Here is an 18417-nt window from a genome sequence, read left to right on the forward strand (position 1 = left end):
GAGTTTCCGAGACGCCGGGCAAAGGTGCTTGAGTTCATCGCACCGACCGCTTCGATCCAAACACGCCAAGATCATCCAAGGGACGCCTCTCCATGTGCGCCGACACGACCCAGACACCCGACTACAAAGACACGCTGAACCTGCCCCGAACCGAATTCCCCATGCGCGCCGGCCTGCCCAAGCGCGAGCCCGCATGGCTGGACCGCTGGGAGAAGATTGGCGTCTATGACCGCCTGCGCGACAAACAGGGTCGCAAGCCCTTCACACTGCATGACGGCCCGCCCTATGCCAACGGGCACCTGCATATCGGCCACGCGTTGAACAAGACGATCAAGGACATGATCGTGCGGTCGCATCAGATGATGGGCTTTGATGCGCGCTATGTGCCCGGCTGGGACTGTCACGGCCTGCCGATCGAATGGAAGATCGAGGAACAGTACCGCAAGAAGGGCAAGAACAAGGACGAGGTTCCGGTCATCGACTTCCGCCAGGAATGCCGCAAGTTCGCCGAGGGCTGGATCGACATCCAGCGCGAAGAGTTCAAGCGTCTGGGCATCGCCGGCAACTGGGCCGATCCCTACATCACCATGGACTATCACGCCGAGGCGGTGATCGCGGACGAGTTCATGAAGTTCCTGATGAACGGAACGCTGTATCAGGGCTCGAAACCGGTGATGTGGTCGCCGATCGAAAAGACCGCCCTGGCCGAGGCCGAGGTCGAGTATCACGACAAGGAAAGCTTCACCATCTGGGTGAAGTTCAAGGTGGTGGACACCGGCGACACCACGCTGGACAACGCCTATGTGGTGATCTGGACCACGACGCCCTGGACCATGCCGTCGAACAAGGCCGTGGTGTATGGCAAGGACATCTCGTACGGGCTGTACGAAGTGACCGGCCGCCCCGAGGAATGCTGGGCCCGGATCGGTGACCGCTACCTGCTGGCCGACAATCTGGCCGCCGACGTGTTCGCGCGGGCGCGACTGGACGACACCATGTACCGCCGCCTGTGTGACGTCACCCAGGACGATCTGGCCAAGATCCAGCTGCAGCACCCGCTGGCAGGGGCCGAAGGGTCCAACGGCGAATGGGACGACATCCGCGATTTCCGCGCGGCCGATTTCGTGACCGATACCGAAGGCACCGGTTTCGTCCATTGCGCGCCCTCGCACGGGATGGAGGAGTTCGAGCTGTACCGCGATCTGGGCATGCTTGAGCAGGTCATCACCTACAACGTGATGGACGACGGCAGCTTCCGCTCTGACATGCCGTTCTTCGGCGGCAAGTACATCCTGTCGCGCAAGGGCGGCGAGGGCGACGCGAACAAGGCCGTGATCGACAAGCTGGCCGAGGTCGGCGGGTTGCTGGCGCGCGGCAAGATCAAGCACAGCTATCCGCATTCGTGGCGGTCCAAGGCGCCGATCATCTATCGCAACACGCCGCAATGGTTCGTGTCCGTCGACCGCAAGCTGGACGACGGCATGGACGAAATGGGCGGCACTATCCGCGAACGCGCCCTGCGCTCGATCGACGAACTGGTGAAGTGGACGCCGCCGTCGGGCCGCAACCGCCTGTATTCGATGATCGAGGCGCGCCCCGACTGGGTTCTGTCGCGCCAGCGTGCCTGGGGTGTGCCACTCACGTGCTTCACCAAGAAGGGCGCTCTGCCCACCGACGCGGACTATCTGCTGCGCAACGCGGATGTGAACACCCGCATCAAGGCCGCGTTCGAAGAACACGGTGCCGATGTCTGGTACACTGACGGGTTCAAACAGCAGGTTCTGGACGGTATCGTGAACCCCGACGACTATGACCAGGTGTTCGACGTACTGGATGTGTGGTTCGACTCGGGCTCGACCCATGCGTTCGTTCTGCGCGACCGTGAAGATGGCACCGACGACGGCATTGCCGATGTCTACATGGAGGGCACCGACCAGCACCGCGGATGGTTCCATTCCTCGATGTTGCAGGCCTGTGGCACGATCGGCCGCGCACCGTATCGCAACGTGGTCACGCACGGGTTCACGCTGGACGAGAAGGGCAACAAGATGTCCAAATCGCTCGGCAATACCATCGTGCCGGAAGAGGTCGTCAAGCAATACGGTGCCGACATCCTGCGCCTGTGGGTGGCCCAGACCGACTATACCGCCGACCAGCGGATCGGGCCGGAAATCCTGAAAGGGGTCGCCGACAGCTATCGCCGGCTGCGCAACACGATGCGCTTCATGCTGGGTTCGCTGGCTGACTTCACCGAGGCCGACCGGATCGACCCGGCCGAGATGCCGCGTCTGGAACGCTGGGTACTCAGCCGCCTGGCCGAGTTGGACGAGCAGGTCCGCAAGGGCTATGCTGCGTTCGACTTCCAGGGCGTGTTCAGCGCGGTGTTCAACTTTGCCACCGTTGACCTGTCGGCCTTCTATTTCGACGTGCGCAAGGATGCGCTGTATTGCGATGGCGACACCCCGCGCCGCCGGGCCGCGCGCACGGTGCTGGATATCCTGTTCCACCGACTGACCACCTGGCTGGCGCCGGTTCTGGTCTTCACGATGGAAGAGGTCTGGCTCGAGCGGTTCCCGGGCGAGGACAGCTCGGTGCATCTGGTCGACTTCCCCGACACGCCCACCGATTGGCGCGATCCCGCTCTCGAAGAAAACATGGCCAAGATCCGCCGTGTGCGCCGTGCGGTGACCGCCGCGCTGGAAGTGCAGCGCCGCGACAAGGTTATCGGCTCCAGCCTCGAAGCCGCGCCGGTCGTGCATGTCGAGGATGCCGAAACCCGCGACCTGCTGGCGACCTTCGACGTGGATGACCTTTGCATCACTTCGGGCCTGACCGTCACCGCCGACCCGGCCCCGGCCGAGGCGTTCCGCCTGCCCGAGATCGAGGGCGTCGGCGTCGTGTTCGAAAAGGCCGAAGGGGCCAAATGCCAGCGCTGCTGGAAGATCCTGCCGGATGTGGGACGTCACGCCCACCCCGGCGTCTGCGGCCGATGCGATACGGCGCTGAGCTGAAAATGATCCCTGAAACCCCCGCCATCGCGCGGGGGTTTTTCTTGCGGCTTGCGACGCACCCGCTGATCTGAAACTCTGCGCCCATGCCGATGATTGCAGTGGAAACCCAGTTCGGATGCCTTGGGATAGAAGAAGAGGACGGTGCCATCACCAGTCTGGTGTGGGACGGTCACACAACGGGTGAGAGGACCCCGCTGCTGATCGAAGCGGGGTTGCAAATCAGGGCCTATGCCGAGGGCCGGTTGCAAAAGTTCGACTTGCCGCTGCGTGTCGTTGGGTCCGAGTTCCAGAAGCAGGTCTGCGACTTGATGTCCGCGATTCCTTTCGGTGACACACGGACCTACGGTGATATCGCGCAGGATCTTGGGTGTCCGGCGCAAGCTGTCGGGCAGGCCTGTGGTGCCAACCCGATCCCGGTGATCATTCCATGTCACCGCGTTCTGGCGGCAAGCGGGCTTGGCGGGTTCTCGGGGCAGGGCGGGGTTGAGGGCAAGGTTGCCCTGTTGCGTCACGAGGGCGCTGCCAGTCTGCTGATCTGACCACCGGAATCCGGTTGCAATCTTTTGCAAAGCGTCCCAACCTGAGACAGTTTTCGAACCCGAAGGACTGCAATTCATGACTGCGAAAATTGACCCCGCCGCCCGGAAGAAGGCCATCATTGACCAATTGATGGCGTTGGAGGCACAGGAGTTGGCGACGGCGCAGGCGCACCACGATGCCTTTCAGAAAGAGTCCAAATTGGATGACCGGGAAGGCCACGACAAGGATGATATCGCGGCATCGCGCGAAAGCGCAGATCTGGCCGCAGCGTTTGACGGGCCGGTGCATGCGCACCATGCCAAGATTGACGTGATCGAAAACACCGATTTCAGCCTGACGGATACCGTGCAGCCGGGCGCCGTAGTCTGGCTGGGGGATCGGCATTTCGTCGTCTGCGTATCGACCACCAAGTTCGACGTGGACGGCGAAACATATATGGGGATTTCAACCCAAAGCCCGATCTATCTGGCCATGGCCGGAATGCGCAAGGGGGACGTCTTCACCCACAATGGCACCGAGTTCGAGATCCGGGAAATTCTCTGACCTGTGATTTGCGCCCGTTCGGGCCGCGTCTCAGTCGCGGCTCGGCGGCATGATTTGCTGGGCGATCCCTGCCGAGACCAGGTACAGGCTGGTCACCACCAGACCCCAATGCGCCCAGCTTTGCGGGTGAAAATCCACCCAAGCGGCCCATCCGGCGAAAAATGTCCAGGCGAAGGCCATGGGCAGGGACAGGTTGCGCCAGCGTTCCGTGCGCACGGGGTGAATGAATTTCAGGGGCAGAAACATTGCAACGGCCAGCAGCGCCACAAGGACGAGGCTGAACCAGAAGTCGGGCTTTAGCGCAAAGATCACCACCACGACCATGTTCCAACAACCGGGAAAACCGGAAAAGGAATTGTCCTTTGTTTTCATACGCGTGTCGGCAAAATACATCGCGCTGGCGAAGGTGATGACGATGATCGCGAACCAACCGGTCCAGCCGTCCATCAAGCCGGATTTGAACAGCGCGTAGGCCGGAATGAAGACGTAGGTCAGATAGTCGATGATCAGGTCCAGCAGGACACCGTCGAACTCGGGCGCGTTCTTTTTGACGTGATAGTGCCGCGCCAAGGGGCCGTCGATTCCGTCGACGATGAACGAAACGACCAGCCACAGAAACATCAGGCTCCACTTTTCCTCGACCGCGGCCAGCATGGCCAGCATCGCAAATACGGCTCCGGTCGCGGTAAACAGGTGAACGGCTAAGGCTTTGAATCTGAGTGTCATGACCCGTGTCATGTACGATGCGCGCCCGAGATGCAAAGCAAAAAGCCAGCGGTATCAGCACCGAAATTTGGTTGCTGCAATTCCGCCGCGTCTCAGGCTTTGGGGTGCGCGCGGTTGTACACCTCCATGAGGCGCGCGGTGTCGACCGCTGTATAGGCCTGGGTGGTCGAAAGGGACGCGTGACCCAGCAGTTCCTGAATGGCCCGGAGGTCTCCGCCGGCCGACAGAAGATGGGTGGCAAAGCTGTGCCGCATCGCGTGTGGAGTGGCCGTTGCCGGAAGACCCAGCTGCATGCGCGCTTTGGCCATGACGCCCTGAATTGCCCTTGGACTCAGGGCCTTGCCCCGTACGCCGCGGAACAATGGGGCGGTTGGGCTTTGGGGATGTGGGCACAATTCCAGGTATCGGTCGACTGCCTGACGCGCAGCGGGTATGACCGGAACGATCCTTTCCTTGTCACCCTTGCCGACAATTCTCAGCGTGTTGGGCAGGGGCGCGTCCGCTCCGGTCAGGGACAGGGCTTCGGAAATGCGAAGGCCGCAGCCATACAGCAGGGTCACGACGGCAACGTCGCGGGCGGCAACCCAATCTGACCCGGATTGCAGCTCGACCGTCTCGATCATGGCGCGGGCGGCGTCTTCGGCCAGAGGGCGCGGCAGTTTCTTGGTGTATTTCGGGGCGCGGGTGGACAGGACGGCGGTGGGCTCGAACCCCTCGCGTTCAGCCAGCCAGCGATAGAAGCTTTTGACGGCGGACAGTTTTCGCGCCAGTGACCGCGCCCCGACACCGGATTCGCGTTGATGTGCCATCCAGGCCCGCATGTCCGAAACGGTGATGCGCTCGAGCGCCGCCAGCCCCTGCCGTTCGCTGTGATGCAAAGTCATGAAAGACAGGAAATCCGAGACATCCCCGCGATAGGCATTGATGGTGTTTTCCGAACGGCCCGCCAAAGCGGTCAACCCCTCCAGCCACAACTGCAACGCATCGCGGCAGGCTGGAGAGATCAGGCTCACGACAGCCAGTGGCGCATCGACCGTTCGAATACGCCTGCGAAAAAGGCCAGCAGATCAGTGCCCAATTGAGGCGAGAAGTGCCTTGGGTCGCGCGCGCCCATGACAATCATGCCCGGCAGACGCCCTTTGCCGAGATCCAGCTGCATACATGCCTCAGATTGCAGCTGGTCCAGCTGATCCCCGTGCACTCTGCGGTTGGGTTGGCGAATTTCGCGCAGGACAACCTCGCGCGCGGGGTGGTTCGGAGCGTTGTCCATGTAGGATTGTACGAAACCCGGTTCCGCCACGGCCAAAACACCGTCCAGCCGGTCGATGCTTGGGTCCTGTTGGACCAACGTTGTTTCCAGGACCAGCGTGATGCGGTCGACGCGGAGGATTTCGGCAACTTCCGTACCCAGCACGCGCAGGAAGTCCTCGAATTCCGTCGGCTCAAGAAGGCGCAGGATGGCTCGGTGAACCTGGTTGGTTCCGGCGAGGTTCTCGTAGGCGGCAGCGATGACCGAGCGGTGAGTGTCCTCCAGCCGGTCCAGCCGTGCCTCAAGCCGTTGCATGGCGATTCCGCGCAGGTCGATTATGTTGTCTCCGCGGGCGCGTTCGTTCGCGGCGACCAGCGCCTGCATCAGATCCTTGTCGTCCAGTACGGCGTCCGGCTCGGCCAGAATCGCGGCGCGGAGGTTGTCCTCGAGTTTGGGATTGCTGCTCATATCCTGTCCGGTCTTTTTTTGTTGGGGGCGTTATAGCACGGGTGCCCGGAAATACCTTGGGAAAAATGCACGTTTAGGTGGATTAGGCGCCGTGTGTGGGGGCGTGGCTCCCGCCTGCAGGCGTCTGATCAAAGATCAGGCCCACTGAAGTTGGGCCAGGCGCGGCCCCAGTCGGGGCCGCGCGGTTGTACATGGGATCAATGGATCACAGAATCTTCTGACCGGTCTTGGCCCAATCCGACAGGAAGGCCTCGAGCCCTTTGTCGGTCAGCGGGTGATCAGCCAGCTTCTTGATCACGGCAGGCGGGGCGGTGATCACGTCGGCGCCGATGCGGGCGCTGTCGGCCACATGGTTTACGCTGCGGATCGAGGCGGCGAGGATTTCGGTTTCGAACCCGTAGTTGTCATAGACCTGACGGATGTCGGCGATCAGGTCCATACCGTCGAGGTTGATGTCGTCCAGCCGTCCGATGAAGGGCGAAATGAAGGTCGCGCCGGCCTTGGCTGCCAGAAGTGCCTGATTGACCGAGAAGCACAGGGTGACGTTGACCATCTGGCCTTCGTCGCTGAGCGTCTTGCAGGTTTTCAGACCGGCCCAGGTCAGCGGCACCTTGACGGCGATGTTCGGTGCGATCTGCGCCAGCTTGCGGCCTTCGGCGATCATGTCCTCGGCTTCGGTGGCGACGACTTCGGCGGAAACCGGGCCATCGACCAGGTCGCAGATTTCCTTGGTCACTTCCAGAATGTCGCGACCCGATTTCAGGATCAGCGAGGGGTTGGTGGTGACACCGTCCACCATGCCCAGGTCGTTCAATTCGGCGATGGCGTCGATTTCGGCTGTGTCTACGAAGAATTTCATCGGGGCAGTCCTTTGATGGGTTGGCCTTGCTCGCGGATGCCTTTACCTCAAAGAGACCCGTGCTGAAACCCCTGCTGAAGAAAGGCGCGCATTGAGCGACCCGGTGCATTTCGACCAAGGTGAGCTGGTGGCGGTTCTAACGACCCAGCCGCTGGACCGGACGTTGGATTACAAGGCGCCCGAGGGGGGGTGTTTCCTGGGGGCCTTCGTCGAGGTGCCGCTGGGCCCGCGCAAGGTTCTGGGCGTGGTTTGGGGCGCGGGGCGCGGCGATTTCGACCGCAGCAAGATCCGCTCGGTCATCCGGGTGCTGGACGTGGCGCCCATGCGCGAAGAGATGCGCCTGTTCCTGCAGCGCGCGGCCGACTACACGCTGACGCCGATGCCGGCCATGCTGCGGCTGGCCACCCGCGCGCCCGGGCTGGGCGACCCGCTGTCGATGCGCAAGATCTATCGGCTGGGCAGCGGCACGCCTGACCGCATGACCGATGCCCGGGCCCGAGTGCTGGAGGTGCTGCGTGACTATGGCGGGCTGGCCTTTACCCTGAAAGAACTGGCCGAGATGGCCGGGGTCACGTCGTCGGTCGTCAAAGGTCTGGTCAAGCAGGGCGCCGTGCGCGAGGAGGACAGCCCGCGCGACCTGCCTTATCCGACGCTGGACCCGGACCGGCCCGGCAAGGCGCTGACCCCCGATCAGACCGCTGCCGCCGACACGTTGCGGGCCGCACTGCGCAGCGGAACCTATGGCACAACGCTGCTGAAGGGCGTGACCGGGTCGGGCAAGACCGAGGTTTACCTTGAAGCCGTGGCCGAAGCGCTGCGCATGGGCCGGCAGGCGTTGGTGCTGCTGCCCGAGATTGCCCTGACTGCCGAGTTTCTGACACGGGTCGAGGAGCGGTTCGGCGCGCGCCCGGCCGAATGGCATTCCGGTGCCACGATGACTGAACGCCGCCGTGTCTGGCGCATGGTCGGGCAGGGCGATGCGCAGATGGTGGTGGGCGCGCGGTCGGCGTTGTTCCTTCCGTTCCGCGATCTGGGCCTGATCGTAGTGGATGAGGAACACGACACCTCGTACAAGCAGGAAGACGGCGTGCATTACAATGCGCGCGACATGGCGGTGCTGCGGGCGGCGATCTGCGGGTCGCGCGTGATCTTGGCAAGTGCCACGCCGTCGCTGGAAAGCTGGGCCAATGCCGAAGCCGGCAAGTACGACCGGCTGGACCTGACCTCGCGCTTTGGGGCGGCGGTGCTGCCGGACATGAAGACCATCGACATGCGTGCGGAGAAGATGCAGCCAGGCACCTGGATTTCCCCCAGCCTGCGCCAGGCGGTGCAGGCGCGCATCGAGAAGGGCGAACAGTCGCTGCTGTTCATAAACCGCCGGGGATATGCGCCGGTGACGCTGTGCCGGGCCTGCGGTGAACAGATCGCCTGCGACCACTGCGATGCGCGCATGGTCGAACACCGGTTCCTCAGACGTCTGATGTGCCACCAGTGCGGCGAGACCAAGCCCATGCCCGAGGCCTGCCCCGCCTGCGAGGTCGAGGGCAAGCTGGCCCCGGTCGGCCCCGGCATCGAACGTCTGGCCGAAGAGGCCGAGGCGACCTTTCCCGACGCCCGCATCGCCATGCTCAGTTCTGACCTGTTCGGCTCGGCCCGGGCGCTGAAGGCCAAGATCGAAGAGATCGCCGAGGGCGACGCAGATATCGTCATCGGTACGCAGCTGGTGGCCAAGGGGCACAATTTCCCGAACCTGACGCTGGTCGGGGTGATCGACTCGGATCTGGGCCTGCACGGGTCCGACCTGCGCGCGGCTGAGCGGACCTTTCAACTGATGCGGCAGGTGGCGGGCCGGGCCGGGAGGGCCGACAAGCCGGGGGCGGCGCTGCTGCAGACCTTTCAGCCCGAACACCCGGTGATCCGCGCGATCCTGTCGGGGGACGAGGAAGGGTTCTGGCGGGCTGAGGCCGCCGGGCGTCAGGCGGCCGGGGTGCCGCCCTATGGCCGGATGGCGGGGATCGTGCTGTCCGGCCCCGAGGTCGGGCCCGTCTTTGACATCGGCAACGTATTGGCGCGCAATGACGCGCCGCTGCGGCAGATCGGGGCACAGGTCTTTGGGCCTGCCCCGGCACCGATTGCCCGTATCCGCGGGCGGCACCGGGTGCGGCTGCTGGTCAAGGCGCCCAAGGGGGCGCCCATCCAGGACGCCATCGCCCGCTGGATCGCACCGCTGCGCCTGAAGGGCGACATCCGCCTGACTGTCGATATCGACCCGCAGAGTTTCTACTGACCCTGCATCAGCGCAGACCCGATGTGCACGGGGGATTTCCTCTCGCCAGCCGGGCGGATTGGGCGTAGAGAACTCTCATGCTGAAACCGATGCCCCTGTCCCAGGCCCAGAGCCTGCCGTTCTGGCGCCGCCCCGTCACGTTGCTGTTCGTGATGGCGCTGACAATGCCGATCGCCTTCAATGCATGGAGCGCGCTGCTGAACAACTTTGTGATCGAAGTCGCGGATTTCGACGGGGCAGACATCGGCCTGCTGCACACGGTGCGTGAAATCCCGGGCTTTCTGGCCGTGGGCGTGATCGCGGTGATAATTTTCGTGCGCGAGCAGGTGCTGGCCATGATTTCGCTGGTGCTGCTGGGTGTGGCCACGGCAGTGACGGCATGGTTTCCCAGCCTCGGCGGGCTGCTGTTCGTGACCCTGTTCAGCTCGATCGGGTTTCACTACTACGAAACGGTGAATCAGTCGCTTCAGCTGCAATGGCTGCCCAAGGACCGCGCCCCGCAGGTGCTGGGCTGGCTGGTGGCGATGGGATCGGCCTCGACGCTGGTGGTCTATGGGCTGATCGTGCTGACCTGGGACCGGTTCGATCTGTCCTACAACACGGTCTTCATGGCGGCTGGTGGGCTGACCGCGGTGCTGGCGTTTTTCTGCCTGATCGCCTATCCGCAATTCGATGCGCCGACACCGCAGACTAAGAAGATCGTGCTGCGCCGGCGCTACTGGCTGTATTACGCGCTGCAGTTCATGGCAGGCGCGCGGCGGCAGATCTTCGTCGTGTTCGCTGGGTTCATGATGGTCGAGCGCTTTGGCTTTGAAGTGCATCACCTGACCAGCCTGTACCTCATCAACCTGATCATCAACATGGCCGCAGCCCCTTTGCTGGGCAAGGCCGTCGCGGTCTTTGGCGAGCGGCGCACGCTGATCTTCGAGTATCTGGGCCTTGCCATCGTGTTTGCGGCCTATGGCGGCATCTACTGGTTCGGCTGGGGCGTGCTGCTGGCGGCTATTCTCTATGTCATCGATCATGTGCTGTTCGCGCTTGCTTTGGCGCTCAAGACCTATTTCCAGAAAATCGCCGACCCGGCCGATATTGCCCCCACCGCGGCGGTGGCCTTCACCATCAACCACATCGCGGCGGTGTTCCTGCCGGCGCTGCTGGGGCTGTTGTGGGTCGTGTCGCCGGGGGCGGTGTTCGGTCTGGCGGCCGGCATGGCGCTGATCTCTCTGGCGCTGTCGCTGCTGATCCCGCGCCACCCCGAGCCGGGGAACGAGACCATCTTTTCGAAATACGCCCCCGCACCGGCCGAATGACACCCGGGACGCTTGACCTCGGCGGCTGACGGCCCTAGGCGCAAAGGCGGTTTCTGCAGGAGGTTCCCATGCCCACGTTCACCGCCCTGACCACCCTGAAAGGCAAAGCCGCAGCCGAAAGCCTGGGCGAAGCGATGGAGCGTCTGGATCCCGAACCCACCGGCGTGGGCGTCTTCGAGGTCGAGGACGGCTCGGGCCTGTGGGAGGTCGGCGGCTATTTCACCGAAAGCCCTGACGAGGCCGCCCTGGCCCTGCTGGCGGCGGCCTTCGAGGCCAAGCCCTTCGTGGTGTCGGAACTGCCGGAAACCGACTGGGTCGCCCATGTCCGGCGCGAGCTGGCCCCGGTCGAAGCCGGGCGGTTTTTCGTCTATGGCAGCCATGACGCCGACAAGCTGCCCGAGGGACGCATCCCGCTGCTGATTGAGGCGGCGATGGCCTTTGGCACCGGGCACCACGGAACGACGCTGGGATGTCTGCGGGCGCTGGACAAGCTGATTGAGGCTGGGTTCGAGGCCGGCAAGGTCGCCGATATCGGCTGCGGTACGGCGGTGTTGGCGATGGCGGCGGCGCGGGTCTGGGACGGTGACATCCTGGCCAGCGACATTGATCAGGTCGCCGTCGACGTAGCCGAGGCCAACCTGAAGGCCAACGGCATGGCCGGGGCCGTCCGTTGTGTCGAGGCTGCCGGATTTGACCATCCCGACCTCCAGGCGGCGGCGCCTTACGATCTGATTTTCGCCAACATTCTGAAGGGACCGCTGGTGGCCCTTGCGCCGGAGATCGCGCAGAATCTGCGCGGAGGCGGACATGCGATCCTGTCGGGAATCCTCAACGAGCAGGCCGACGAAGTGGAATCGGTTTATGCACGAAACGGGTTCAATACGATGGATCGGTCAATGATTGGTGAATGGACGACGCTAGTCTTAACCAAACAGGGCGCAAATTAGACCATTTGCAGGAGTTTTGTGGATTTTTGCCACGGTTTTGACGCATTCTCTTTCTACCGTCATCCAATGAATTTGGGGGGCGGTTTTTGGAGGCTGCCATGACAGGAAAACAACTTGAATTCGATCAGCGCGTTCATCGGCTGACAAAGAAACACAACAAGATGAGCCGTGGCTATCGCGCGACTATGCGCAAAGATGGTCTGGTCGTCATGAAACCCCAGCGGGTACGCTCGGCGGTTCCGGCCAAGGTTCTGTTGCTGTGCCTGTGCGGATTTTTTGCTTTCAAAGCGTTCCTGCTATCCAATCTCGGTCCGACCGGATACCAGTACCGGGTGGATGCCCTGAACGAAGGGACATCGGTTGAACAGGCGGGCGCGTGGATCATGCAGATCGATCCATTGTCGCAGGCCCTGTCGACACAGCTGAACAAGATTCTCTACTGAACTCTCTCTCCTAAAGAGCCTTCAAAAGACAAAAACACCGCGTACCATTCGGTCCGCGGTGTTTCTGTGCTGCCCCGAGGGAGGATAGGGGCGAGAGCGGGTGGTTTCAGTACAGACGGCGGCGGCCAGCAGCGACTTCGTCGATGTCACCGCGGCACAGGCCGATATCTTCCAGTTCACGGTTGCTCAGACCGTTCAATGCATTGCGCGTCACGCGTGCGTCGTTCCAGGCGACAACGGCGCTCACGACGGATGCCAGAAAGGCGCCGATACGGCCGACAAGGCCAAACGAGCCAATCGAGGCGCGGGTTGTGTCAATTGCAGCCATATCCTGCTTCCTTCTGTTCAGTGTTGACGTTTGAATGTCGAATTCTCGGGCCAGTTAGTGATGTCGGATTGACCTTGCAAGTGCTGAAATTGCATGTGTCCTATGCAGTTTTTGCAATGCTTCGAAAATGATGAAAGTCCCTTAAATTATTGGTGAAAACTGCTTTGGGAATGTGTCGGTTTCAGACTTTCTGGGGTCGCAATGCGTCCGAATTGTCGCGGACGGAACAGGTGTGTCGCATTTGGTCGCCGGATCAATTTTCTTGGAAAATGTTCACGCTTCGTGCTAATCGAGAGAAAAGACAATGAAAACCCGAGCAGGCCGAGGCACAACATGCGAATTCTGGGCATTGATCCGGGGCTGCGAACCCTGGGATGGGGCGTCATCGAATCACATGGCAGCCGGCTGAGCCATGTTGCCAACGGCCTTTGCAAATCCGACGGGGATGATCTGGGTGAGCGGCTTTTGTCGCTGCACAACCAGATCGTCGAGGTGATCGCCGAACATCAGCCCGACCAGGCAGCCATCGAACAGACCTTCGTCAACAAGGACGGCGCCGGGACGCTGAAGCTGGGTCAGGCGCGCGGAGTGGCGTTGCTGACCTTGGCGCAGGCCGGGTTGCCGGTGGGCGAATACGCGCCCAACCGGGTCAAGAAAACCGTGGTGGGCGTAGGGCACGCCGAGAAGGAGCAGGTTCTGCACATGGTCAAACTTCAACTGCCGGGGTGCCAGCCCAAGGGGGCCGATGCGGCGGATGCGCTGGCGATCGCGATCTGTCATGCGTTCTACGGTGCGACGCCGCAGGCGCGCATCAAGCAGGTGGCCACATGATCGGCAAGCTGACCGGACGCATCGACTACCGCGCGGCGGATCATCTTCTGATCGACGTGCGCGGGGTCGGCTACATCGTCTATTGCTCGGACAGGACCATGGCAGCCCTGCCCGGGGTGGGCGAGGCGGTCTCGCTGTACACCGATCTGGTGGTGCGCGAGGACCTGATGCAGCTTTACGGCTTTCTGTCTCTGGTCGAGAAAGAATGGCACCGGCTGCTCTGCTCGGTTCAAGGGGTGGGGGCCAAGGTGTCGCTGGCCATTCTGGGCGCGCTGGGGCCGGACGGGGTCAGCCGGGCCATCGCGCTGGGCGATTGGGGTGCGGTGAAGGCGGCCAAGGGTGTCGGGCCCAAGACCGCGCAGCGCATCGTGCTGGACCTGAAAGACAAGGCGCCCGGCGTCATGGCGATGGGCGGCACGGTAACCGAAGCGATGGACGGCCCCGTGGCCGAGGTGGTTGAACCCGCAGACCCGGCGCCGGCCCCGGTGCGGGCCCCGAAACCCGGCGCGGGTGCGGCGTCGGCGGGTGCTTTGTCGGCGCTGTCAAACCTGGGCTATGGTCCGTCCGAGGCCGCCTCTGCCGTCGCCGAGGCCGCCGCCAACCTGCCCGATGCCGGTGAGGCCGAATTGATCCGCGCGGCGTTGAAACTGCTGGCTCCGAAAGGCTGAATGAATGGTTGATGCCGACCCGACCCTGCGCCCGCAGCCTCTGCCTGAGGACAACGACCGCGCCTTGCGCCCGCAGGGGCTGGACGAATTCATCGGCCAGGCCGAGGCCCGGGCCAATCTGCGCATCTTCATCCAGTCGGCCCGCCAGCGGAACGAGGCGATGGACCACACGCTGTTCCACGGCCCTCCGGGCTTGGGCAAGACGACGCTGGCGCAGATCATGGCGCGCGAGCTTGGAGTGAACTTCCGCATGACCTCGGGGCCGGTTCTGGCCAAGGCCGGGGATCTTGCGGCGATCCTGACCAATCTCGAAGAGCGCGACGTGCTGTTCATCGACGAGATCCACCGCCTGAATCCGGCGGTGGAAGAGGTTCTGTACCCGGCGATGGAGGATTTCGAGCTGGATCTGGTGATCGGCGAGGGGCCCGCGGCCCGTACCGTGCGGATCGAGCTGCAGCCCTTTACCCTGGTCGGGGCGACCACGCGGATGGGCCTGCTGACCACCCCGCTGCGCGATCGGTTCGGTATTCCCACGCGGCTGCAATTCTACACCGAGGACGAGCTGCACGAGATCGTCACCCGCAACGCCCGCAAGCTGGGCGCGCCGGCCGAGGACGATGGAGCCCGCGAGATCGCGCGCCGGTCGCGGGGCACCCCCCGTATCGCCGGGCGGCTGCTGCGGCGGGTCGTGGATTTCGCCATCGTCGAGGGCGACGGTCGCATCACGCGCGAGCTGGCCGATGGTGCGCTGACGCGGCTGGGCGTTGACAATCTGGGTCTGGATGGGGCCGACCGCCGCTATCTGAAACTGATCGCCGAGAACTACGGCGGAGGTCCGGTAGGGATCGAGACCCTGTCGGCCGCCCTGTCCGAAAGCCGCGACTCGCTGGAGGAAGTAATCGAGCCCTATCTGCTGCAACAAGGCCTGATCCAACGCACGCCGCGCGGCCGGATGCTGGCGCAGAAGGCCTGGACGCATCTGGGCATGGCTGCGCCCAAGGGGCAGAGTGACCTGTTTGGCTGACGATTGTAGATCAGCCGCTACGCTCGCGGATATTCGTCAGCATCTCGTACTCAGGTTCGAAATGAGGACGGAATGCGGCCAACTCTTCCGCAGACAGCTTCTTGCGTGACAACGACCTATTTTCGTGGCGCATAGGCAAATCCACCGAGAACAACGCCTGGGCGCTTTCAAGAAAATTGCCGAGTTCGTGAAAGAAACCGACTTGATCTAGAGAGGACACAGCCTCGACAGCCTCGTCCACGTCGAAGTTTTCGCTGAACATATAAAGCTGACGCAGCAGGTGATTGCGGTCAGCGGATGCGATGAAATCGGCAAAGTCGCCACTCGCCTAATCGCCTTCGGATGCCAGGCAGGGGTGATCGACGCCGTTTTCGATATACCCTTTCAGCATCAAAAAGTGGCTGTAGGCCCGCTCGACCGGATCGCGGAACACTGTAAATGTGCAGGTCTTGGCGGGCACCTTCAGTGAATGGAACGGCGAATGTGCAACGCGTAAGCAAAGCTGCCCGACTTGATCAGCCGCTCGTACCAGCCGACCGCAGGCCCGATCTCGCCGGCAATTCGGTGTTTGGGGGCGCCCGCAAGAGCTTTCACTGTCACACGCTTGCCGGCGAACGCCGATAGGAACGCCGCATTCAACGAAGAGCCGGCTGTTTTTCTGATGTGATAATGGTAGACGCGGTCAAATTCAGGAGTTAGCCGACCTTTGTGCTGTGGCGGTTTTCTTCTGATCCAGGAAAGCATTGGGCCGATGTTTCGTCCTTGTCAGATATGGCCGAGACCGTCTGGTCTGGTAGTGTCGGTAACGCCCGGGCAACATGGCGTTTGTCGCGGGCATATCGTTGTTTACGATAGTAAACAACGGCCCCGAGGTTGAAAAAAGAGGGAATTGCCAATGACGCCTGAGGGTGTTGCCGAGTTGTTTTTTCGCGCGGACGGGAGCTATCTTTTCGCACGTTGGGGACGGCCCATCGTGCCGATCGTATTTGGTGTGGAAGACAAGACGCTAGCAACGGTCAAAGGCGCGTTCGAGGCGGTGGTTGCACTGGCCGGCCACAAGATGGCCGAGACCGACCCCGAGTTGGGGGCCAACTGCATGGTGTTCTTTTTTCGCGATTGGGCCGAGCTGCTTGAGGTACCCGACCTTGACCGGCTGATCCCGGACCTCGCGCCGCTGGTCGAACGGCTCGATGCTGGCGGAGCCAACCAGTATCGAGCATTCAGGTTCGATCCGGACGGCGCGATCCGTGCTGCGTTTGTCTTTGTGAGGATGGACCGGGCGCTGTCGAAAGTATCGGCTGAAACGCTGGCCTTGTCGCAGGTTGTTCAGACCGTTCTTTTGTGGTCGGACACAGCCTTCCGAGAGCGCTCGCCCCTGGCCGTGGCGGGAGACACGACGATCCTGCGGCCCGATATTGCCGCGCTGATCCGCGCCGCCTATGATCCGGTTTTGCCGGCGGTGGCCCGGGACCCGTCCCACGCGCTGCGGCTGTTCGCACGCATGGAGCCGACGCAATGAAGCATGTCTTTCCCGTCCGCGTCTACTACGAGGACACCGACATGGGGGGCGTGGTCTATCACGCCAACTATTTGCGCTATATCGAGCGCGCCCGGTCGGATTGGGTGCGCAACCTGGGCAATGACCAGAACGCAATGCGCGAGGCTGGTATCATCTGGGTCGTGCGGAGGGTCGAGGCCGACTATCTGGCGTCTGCGCGGTTCGATGACGAGTTGCTGGTCGAAACCGAGGTCGTCGCGATTTCCGGCGTGCGACTGACCATGGCTCAACTCATCCGGCGCGGCGAGACCGAAGTCTTCCGCGCGACCGTGACGGCCGTTTGCGTCAATCAGGATGGCCGGCCGATCCGGCTCCCGGCAGAGATTCGCGCATTGCTGTAACAATTTGCTCAGCCCCTGTGGTTCTGTTGGCAATTTGCCCCTAACTACGCTAGCGTTTGGCAAAACAAGGCCAATCAACGGCTGTCAGGCAAAACAAAGAGCAGGTTCATGGAAGCTGAAACGCTGGCGCTGGCGCAGGAGATCGATTTCTCCATGTGGGGGCTGTTCGCCCGTGCGACATTCATCGTGAAAGTGGTGATGCTGATCCTTGTGGTCGCATCCTTCTGGTCATGGTCGATCATCATTCAAAAGCTCATCACCTATCGCAGCGCACGACGCGAAGCGCAGGTGTTCGACGAGGCGTTCTGGTCGGGCAACCCGCTGGACGAGCTGTTTGAACAAATCGGAACGCAGCCGGATGGCAGTTCCGAAAAGATCTTCGCAGCCGGCATGATCGAGTGGCGCCGCTCGCACCGCGCCGACGGAGGGCTCATAGCTGGCGCTCAGGCCCGGATCGATCGTTCGATGGATGTGGCCATCGCCAAAGAAGCCGAGGGTTTGCAAAAGGGTCTTTCGATCCTTGCGACCGTGGGTTCGACTGCGCCCTTCATCGGCCTGTTCGGTACGGTCTGGGGAATCATGAACGCCTTCATCGAAATCGCCGAACAGCAGAACACAAACCTGGCCGTCGTGGCACCGGGCATCGCCGAAGCTTTGCTGGCGACCGGTCTTGGCCTTTTGGCCGCAATTCCGGCCGTAATCTTCTACAACAAACTTAGCGCGGACAGCGATCGCATCGTTGGCGGATATGAGGCTTTTGCCGACGAATTCGCAACCATTCTGTCCCGCCAGTTGGACAGCTGACATGGGTGCGGCGATCCAGCAATCGTCTGGCGGCAACGGACGACGCCGAGGACGGCGGCGCGGGCGTGCGCAGCCGATGGGTGAAATCAACGTCACACCCTTTGTCGACGTGATGTTGGTGCTGCTGATCATCTTCATGGTCGCGGCTCCGCTGATGACCGTGGGGGTCGAGGTTGATCTGCCCAAAACTGCCGCCAGCGCTCTGCCGGGCGACAACGAGGAACCGTTGACCGTCACGCTAACAGCCGACGGGCGGGTTCAGATCCAGACCACCGAGGTGACCCGCGACGAGTTGATCGGCAAGTTGCGCGCCATTGCTGCCGAGCGCAGCAGCGACCGCGTCTACCTGCGGGCCGATGGCGCCATTCCTTATGCGCAGGTCATGCAGGTCATGGGTGCGTTGAATGCCGGCGGGTTTTCGAATGTGGGCCTTGTCACCGATACTGGCGGGCCGGCGCTGGACGCGGGCGGAGAGTGAGG

21 protein-coding genes are annotated in these 18417 nt (G+C 62.5%); 14 read left to right on the forward strand and 7 right to left on the reverse strand.

The window, feature by feature from the left end; all coding sequences use genetic code 11:
- Positions 1 to 92: 92 nt before the first annotated feature.
- From ileS to AC2FNZ_RS02950, 3 genes are all read left to right on the forward strand, one after another.
- Positions 93 to 3011 (forward strand): isoleucine--tRNA ligase, encoded by a 2919-nt coding sequence (ileS, locus tag AC2FNZ_RS02940; RefSeq protein ID WP_496839500.1) that lies wholly within the window; start codon positions 93 to 95, stop codon positions 3009 to 3011.
- A gap of 83 nt (positions 3012 to 3094) precedes the next feature.
- Positions 3095 to 3550 carry a methylated-DNA--[protein]-cysteine S-methyltransferase gene (locus tag AC2FNZ_RS02945; RefSeq protein WP_170337504.1) on the forward strand — a complete coding sequence of 152 codons (456 nt, stop codon included), beginning with the start codon at positions 3095 to 3097 and terminating at the stop codon, positions 3548 to 3550.
- Positions 3551 to 3626: 76 nt separating this feature from the next.
- Entirely contained in the window at positions 3627 to 4094 is a 468-nt protein-coding gene (locus AC2FNZ_RS02950; RefSeq protein ID WP_093962795.1) for a hypothetical protein, read from the forward strand.
- A gap of 30 nt (positions 4095 to 4124) precedes the next feature.
- Here the strand turns inward: AC2FNZ_RS02950 and AC2FNZ_RS02955 are convergent, their stop codons facing one another.
- The 4 genes from AC2FNZ_RS02955 to fsa form a co-directional block, all read right to left on the reverse strand.
- On the reverse strand, positions 4125 to 4820 hold the full coding sequence (locus AC2FNZ_RS02955) for a CDP-alcohol phosphatidyltransferase family protein (RefSeq protein ID WP_093962794.1): 696 nt from the start codon (positions 4818 to 4820) through the stop codon (positions 4125 to 4127).
- Between the two features lie 92 nt (positions 4821 to 4912).
- The gene (locus AC2FNZ_RS02960; protein ID WP_170337505.1) at positions 4913 to 5833 is read right to left on the reverse strand and encodes a tyrosine recombinase XerC; all 921 of its coding nucleotides are present in this window, start codon (positions 5831 to 5833) and stop codon (positions 4913 to 4915) included.
- A complete protein-coding gene (locus tag AC2FNZ_RS02965; RefSeq protein WP_170337506.1) occupies positions 5830 to 6537 on the reverse strand; it encodes a DUF484 family protein in 708 nt (235 codons plus the stop codon). The genes AC2FNZ_RS02960 and AC2FNZ_RS02965 overlap by 4 nt, the downstream gene beginning before the upstream one ends.
- A gap of 205 nt (positions 6538 to 6742) precedes the next feature.
- Positions 6743 to 7396 carry a fructose-6-phosphate aldolase gene (gene fsa / locus AC2FNZ_RS02970; RefSeq protein WP_170337507.1) on the reverse strand — a complete coding sequence of 218 codons (654 nt, stop codon included), beginning with the start codon at positions 7394 to 7396 and terminating at the stop codon, positions 6743 to 6745.
- 91 nt (positions 7397 to 7487) lie between these two features.
- Between fsa and AC2FNZ_RS02975 the strand changes: the two genes are divergently transcribed.
- The 4 genes from AC2FNZ_RS02975 (at position 7488) to AC2FNZ_RS02990 (ending at position 12383) form a co-directional block, all read left to right on the forward strand.
- Positions 7488 to 9683 carry a primosomal protein N' gene (locus AC2FNZ_RS02975; protein WP_496839501.1) on the forward strand — a complete coding sequence of 732 codons (2196 nt, stop codon included), beginning with the start codon at positions 7488 to 7490 and terminating at the stop codon, positions 9681 to 9683.
- A gap of 77 nt (positions 9684 to 9760) precedes the next feature.
- Complete coding sequence (locus tag AC2FNZ_RS02980; protein ID WP_496839502.1) at positions 9761 to 10993, forward strand: MFS transporter; 1233 nt, start codon at positions 9761 to 9763, stop codon at positions 10991 to 10993.
- Positions 10994 to 11061: 68 nt separating this feature from the next.
- Positions 11062 to 11940, forward strand: coding sequence for a 50S ribosomal protein L11 methyltransferase (locus AC2FNZ_RS02985; protein ID WP_496839503.1), 879 nt, complete (start codon positions 11062 to 11064; stop codon positions 11938 to 11940).
- A 98-nt stretch (positions 11941 to 12038) separates the two neighbouring features.
- On the forward strand, positions 12039 to 12383 hold the full coding sequence (locus AC2FNZ_RS02990; RefSeq protein ID WP_093962787.1) for a hypothetical protein: 345 nt from the start codon (positions 12039 to 12041) through the stop codon (positions 12381 to 12383).
- A gap of 106 nt (positions 12384 to 12489) precedes the next feature.
- Here the strand turns inward: AC2FNZ_RS02990 and AC2FNZ_RS02995 are convergent, their stop codons facing one another.
- Positions 12490 to 12711: a DUF1127 domain-containing protein gene (locus AC2FNZ_RS02995; protein WP_170587710.1), complete on the reverse strand. Its 222-nt coding sequence runs from the start codon at positions 12709 to 12711 to the stop codon at positions 12490 to 12492.
- 333 nt (positions 12712 to 13044) lie between these two features.
- Between AC2FNZ_RS02995 and ruvC the strand changes: the two genes are divergently transcribed.
- Genes ruvC through ruvB form a run of 3 tightly spaced genes read left to right on the forward strand, consistent with a single transcriptional unit; the run spans position 13045 to position 15234 of the window.
- Positions 13045 to 13542, forward strand: coding sequence for a crossover junction endodeoxyribonuclease RuvC (gene ruvC / locus AC2FNZ_RS03000; RefSeq protein WP_005977912.1), 498 nt, complete (start codon positions 13045 to 13047; stop codon positions 13540 to 13542).
- On the forward strand, positions 13539 to 14210 hold the full coding sequence (gene ruvA, locus AC2FNZ_RS03005) for a Holliday junction branch migration protein RuvA (RefSeq protein ID WP_005977910.1): 672 nt from the start codon (positions 13539 to 13541) through the stop codon (positions 14208 to 14210). The genes ruvC and ruvA overlap by 4 nt, the downstream gene beginning before the upstream one ends.
- A 4-nt stretch (positions 14211 to 14214) precedes the next feature.
- Positions 14215 to 15234 carry a Holliday junction branch migration DNA helicase RuvB gene (gene ruvB, locus AC2FNZ_RS03010; RefSeq protein WP_170337513.1) on the forward strand — a complete coding sequence of 340 codons (1020 nt, stop codon included), beginning with the start codon at positions 14215 to 14217 and terminating at the stop codon, positions 15232 to 15234.
- 10 nt (positions 15235 to 15244) lie between these two features.
- Here ruvB and AC2FNZ_RS03015 read toward each other — a convergent pair whose 3' ends face one another.
- A complete protein-coding gene (locus AC2FNZ_RS03015; RefSeq protein WP_496839504.1) occupies positions 15245 to 15496 on the reverse strand; it encodes a hypothetical protein in 252 nt (83 codons plus the stop codon).
- Between the two features lie 200 nt (positions 15497 to 15696).
- Positions 15697 to 15978, reverse strand: a complete 282-nt coding sequence (locus AC2FNZ_RS03020) for a hypothetical protein (protein ID WP_093962781.1) — start codon at positions 15976 to 15978, stop codon at positions 15697 to 15699.
- A 151-nt stretch (positions 15979 to 16129) separates the two neighbouring features.
- Here AC2FNZ_RS03020 and AC2FNZ_RS03025 point away from each other — a divergent pair, with 151 nt between their 5' ends.
- The 4 genes from AC2FNZ_RS03025 to tolR all read left to right on the forward strand — a co-directional run bounded on the left by AC2FNZ_RS03025 (position 16130) and on the right by tolR (position 18415).
- Positions 16130 to 16753 (forward strand): hypothetical protein, encoded by a 624-nt coding sequence (locus tag AC2FNZ_RS03025; RefSeq protein WP_093962780.1) that lies wholly within the window; start codon positions 16130 to 16132, stop codon positions 16751 to 16753.
- Complete coding sequence (ybgC, locus tag AC2FNZ_RS03030) at positions 16750 to 17133, forward strand: tol-pal system-associated acyl-CoA thioesterase (RefSeq protein WP_093962779.1); 384 nt, start codon at positions 16750 to 16752, stop codon at positions 17131 to 17133. The genes AC2FNZ_RS03025 and ybgC overlap by 4 nt, the downstream gene beginning before the upstream one ends.
- Before the next feature lie 108 nt (positions 17134 to 17241).
- The gene (gene tolQ / locus AC2FNZ_RS03035) at positions 17242 to 17937 is read left to right on the forward strand and encodes a protein TolQ (RefSeq protein WP_093962778.1); all 696 of its coding nucleotides are present in this window, start codon (positions 17242 to 17244) and stop codon (positions 17935 to 17937) included.
- A gap of 1 nt (position 17938) precedes the next feature.
- A complete protein-coding gene (gene tolR, locus AC2FNZ_RS03040) occupies positions 17939 to 18415 on the forward strand; it encodes a protein TolR (RefSeq protein ID WP_093962777.1) in 477 nt (158 codons plus the stop codon).
- Positions 18416 to 18417: the final 2 nt, after the last annotated feature.

The sequence above is a fragment of the Ruegeria sp. SAZA006 genome (assembly GCF_059613465.1).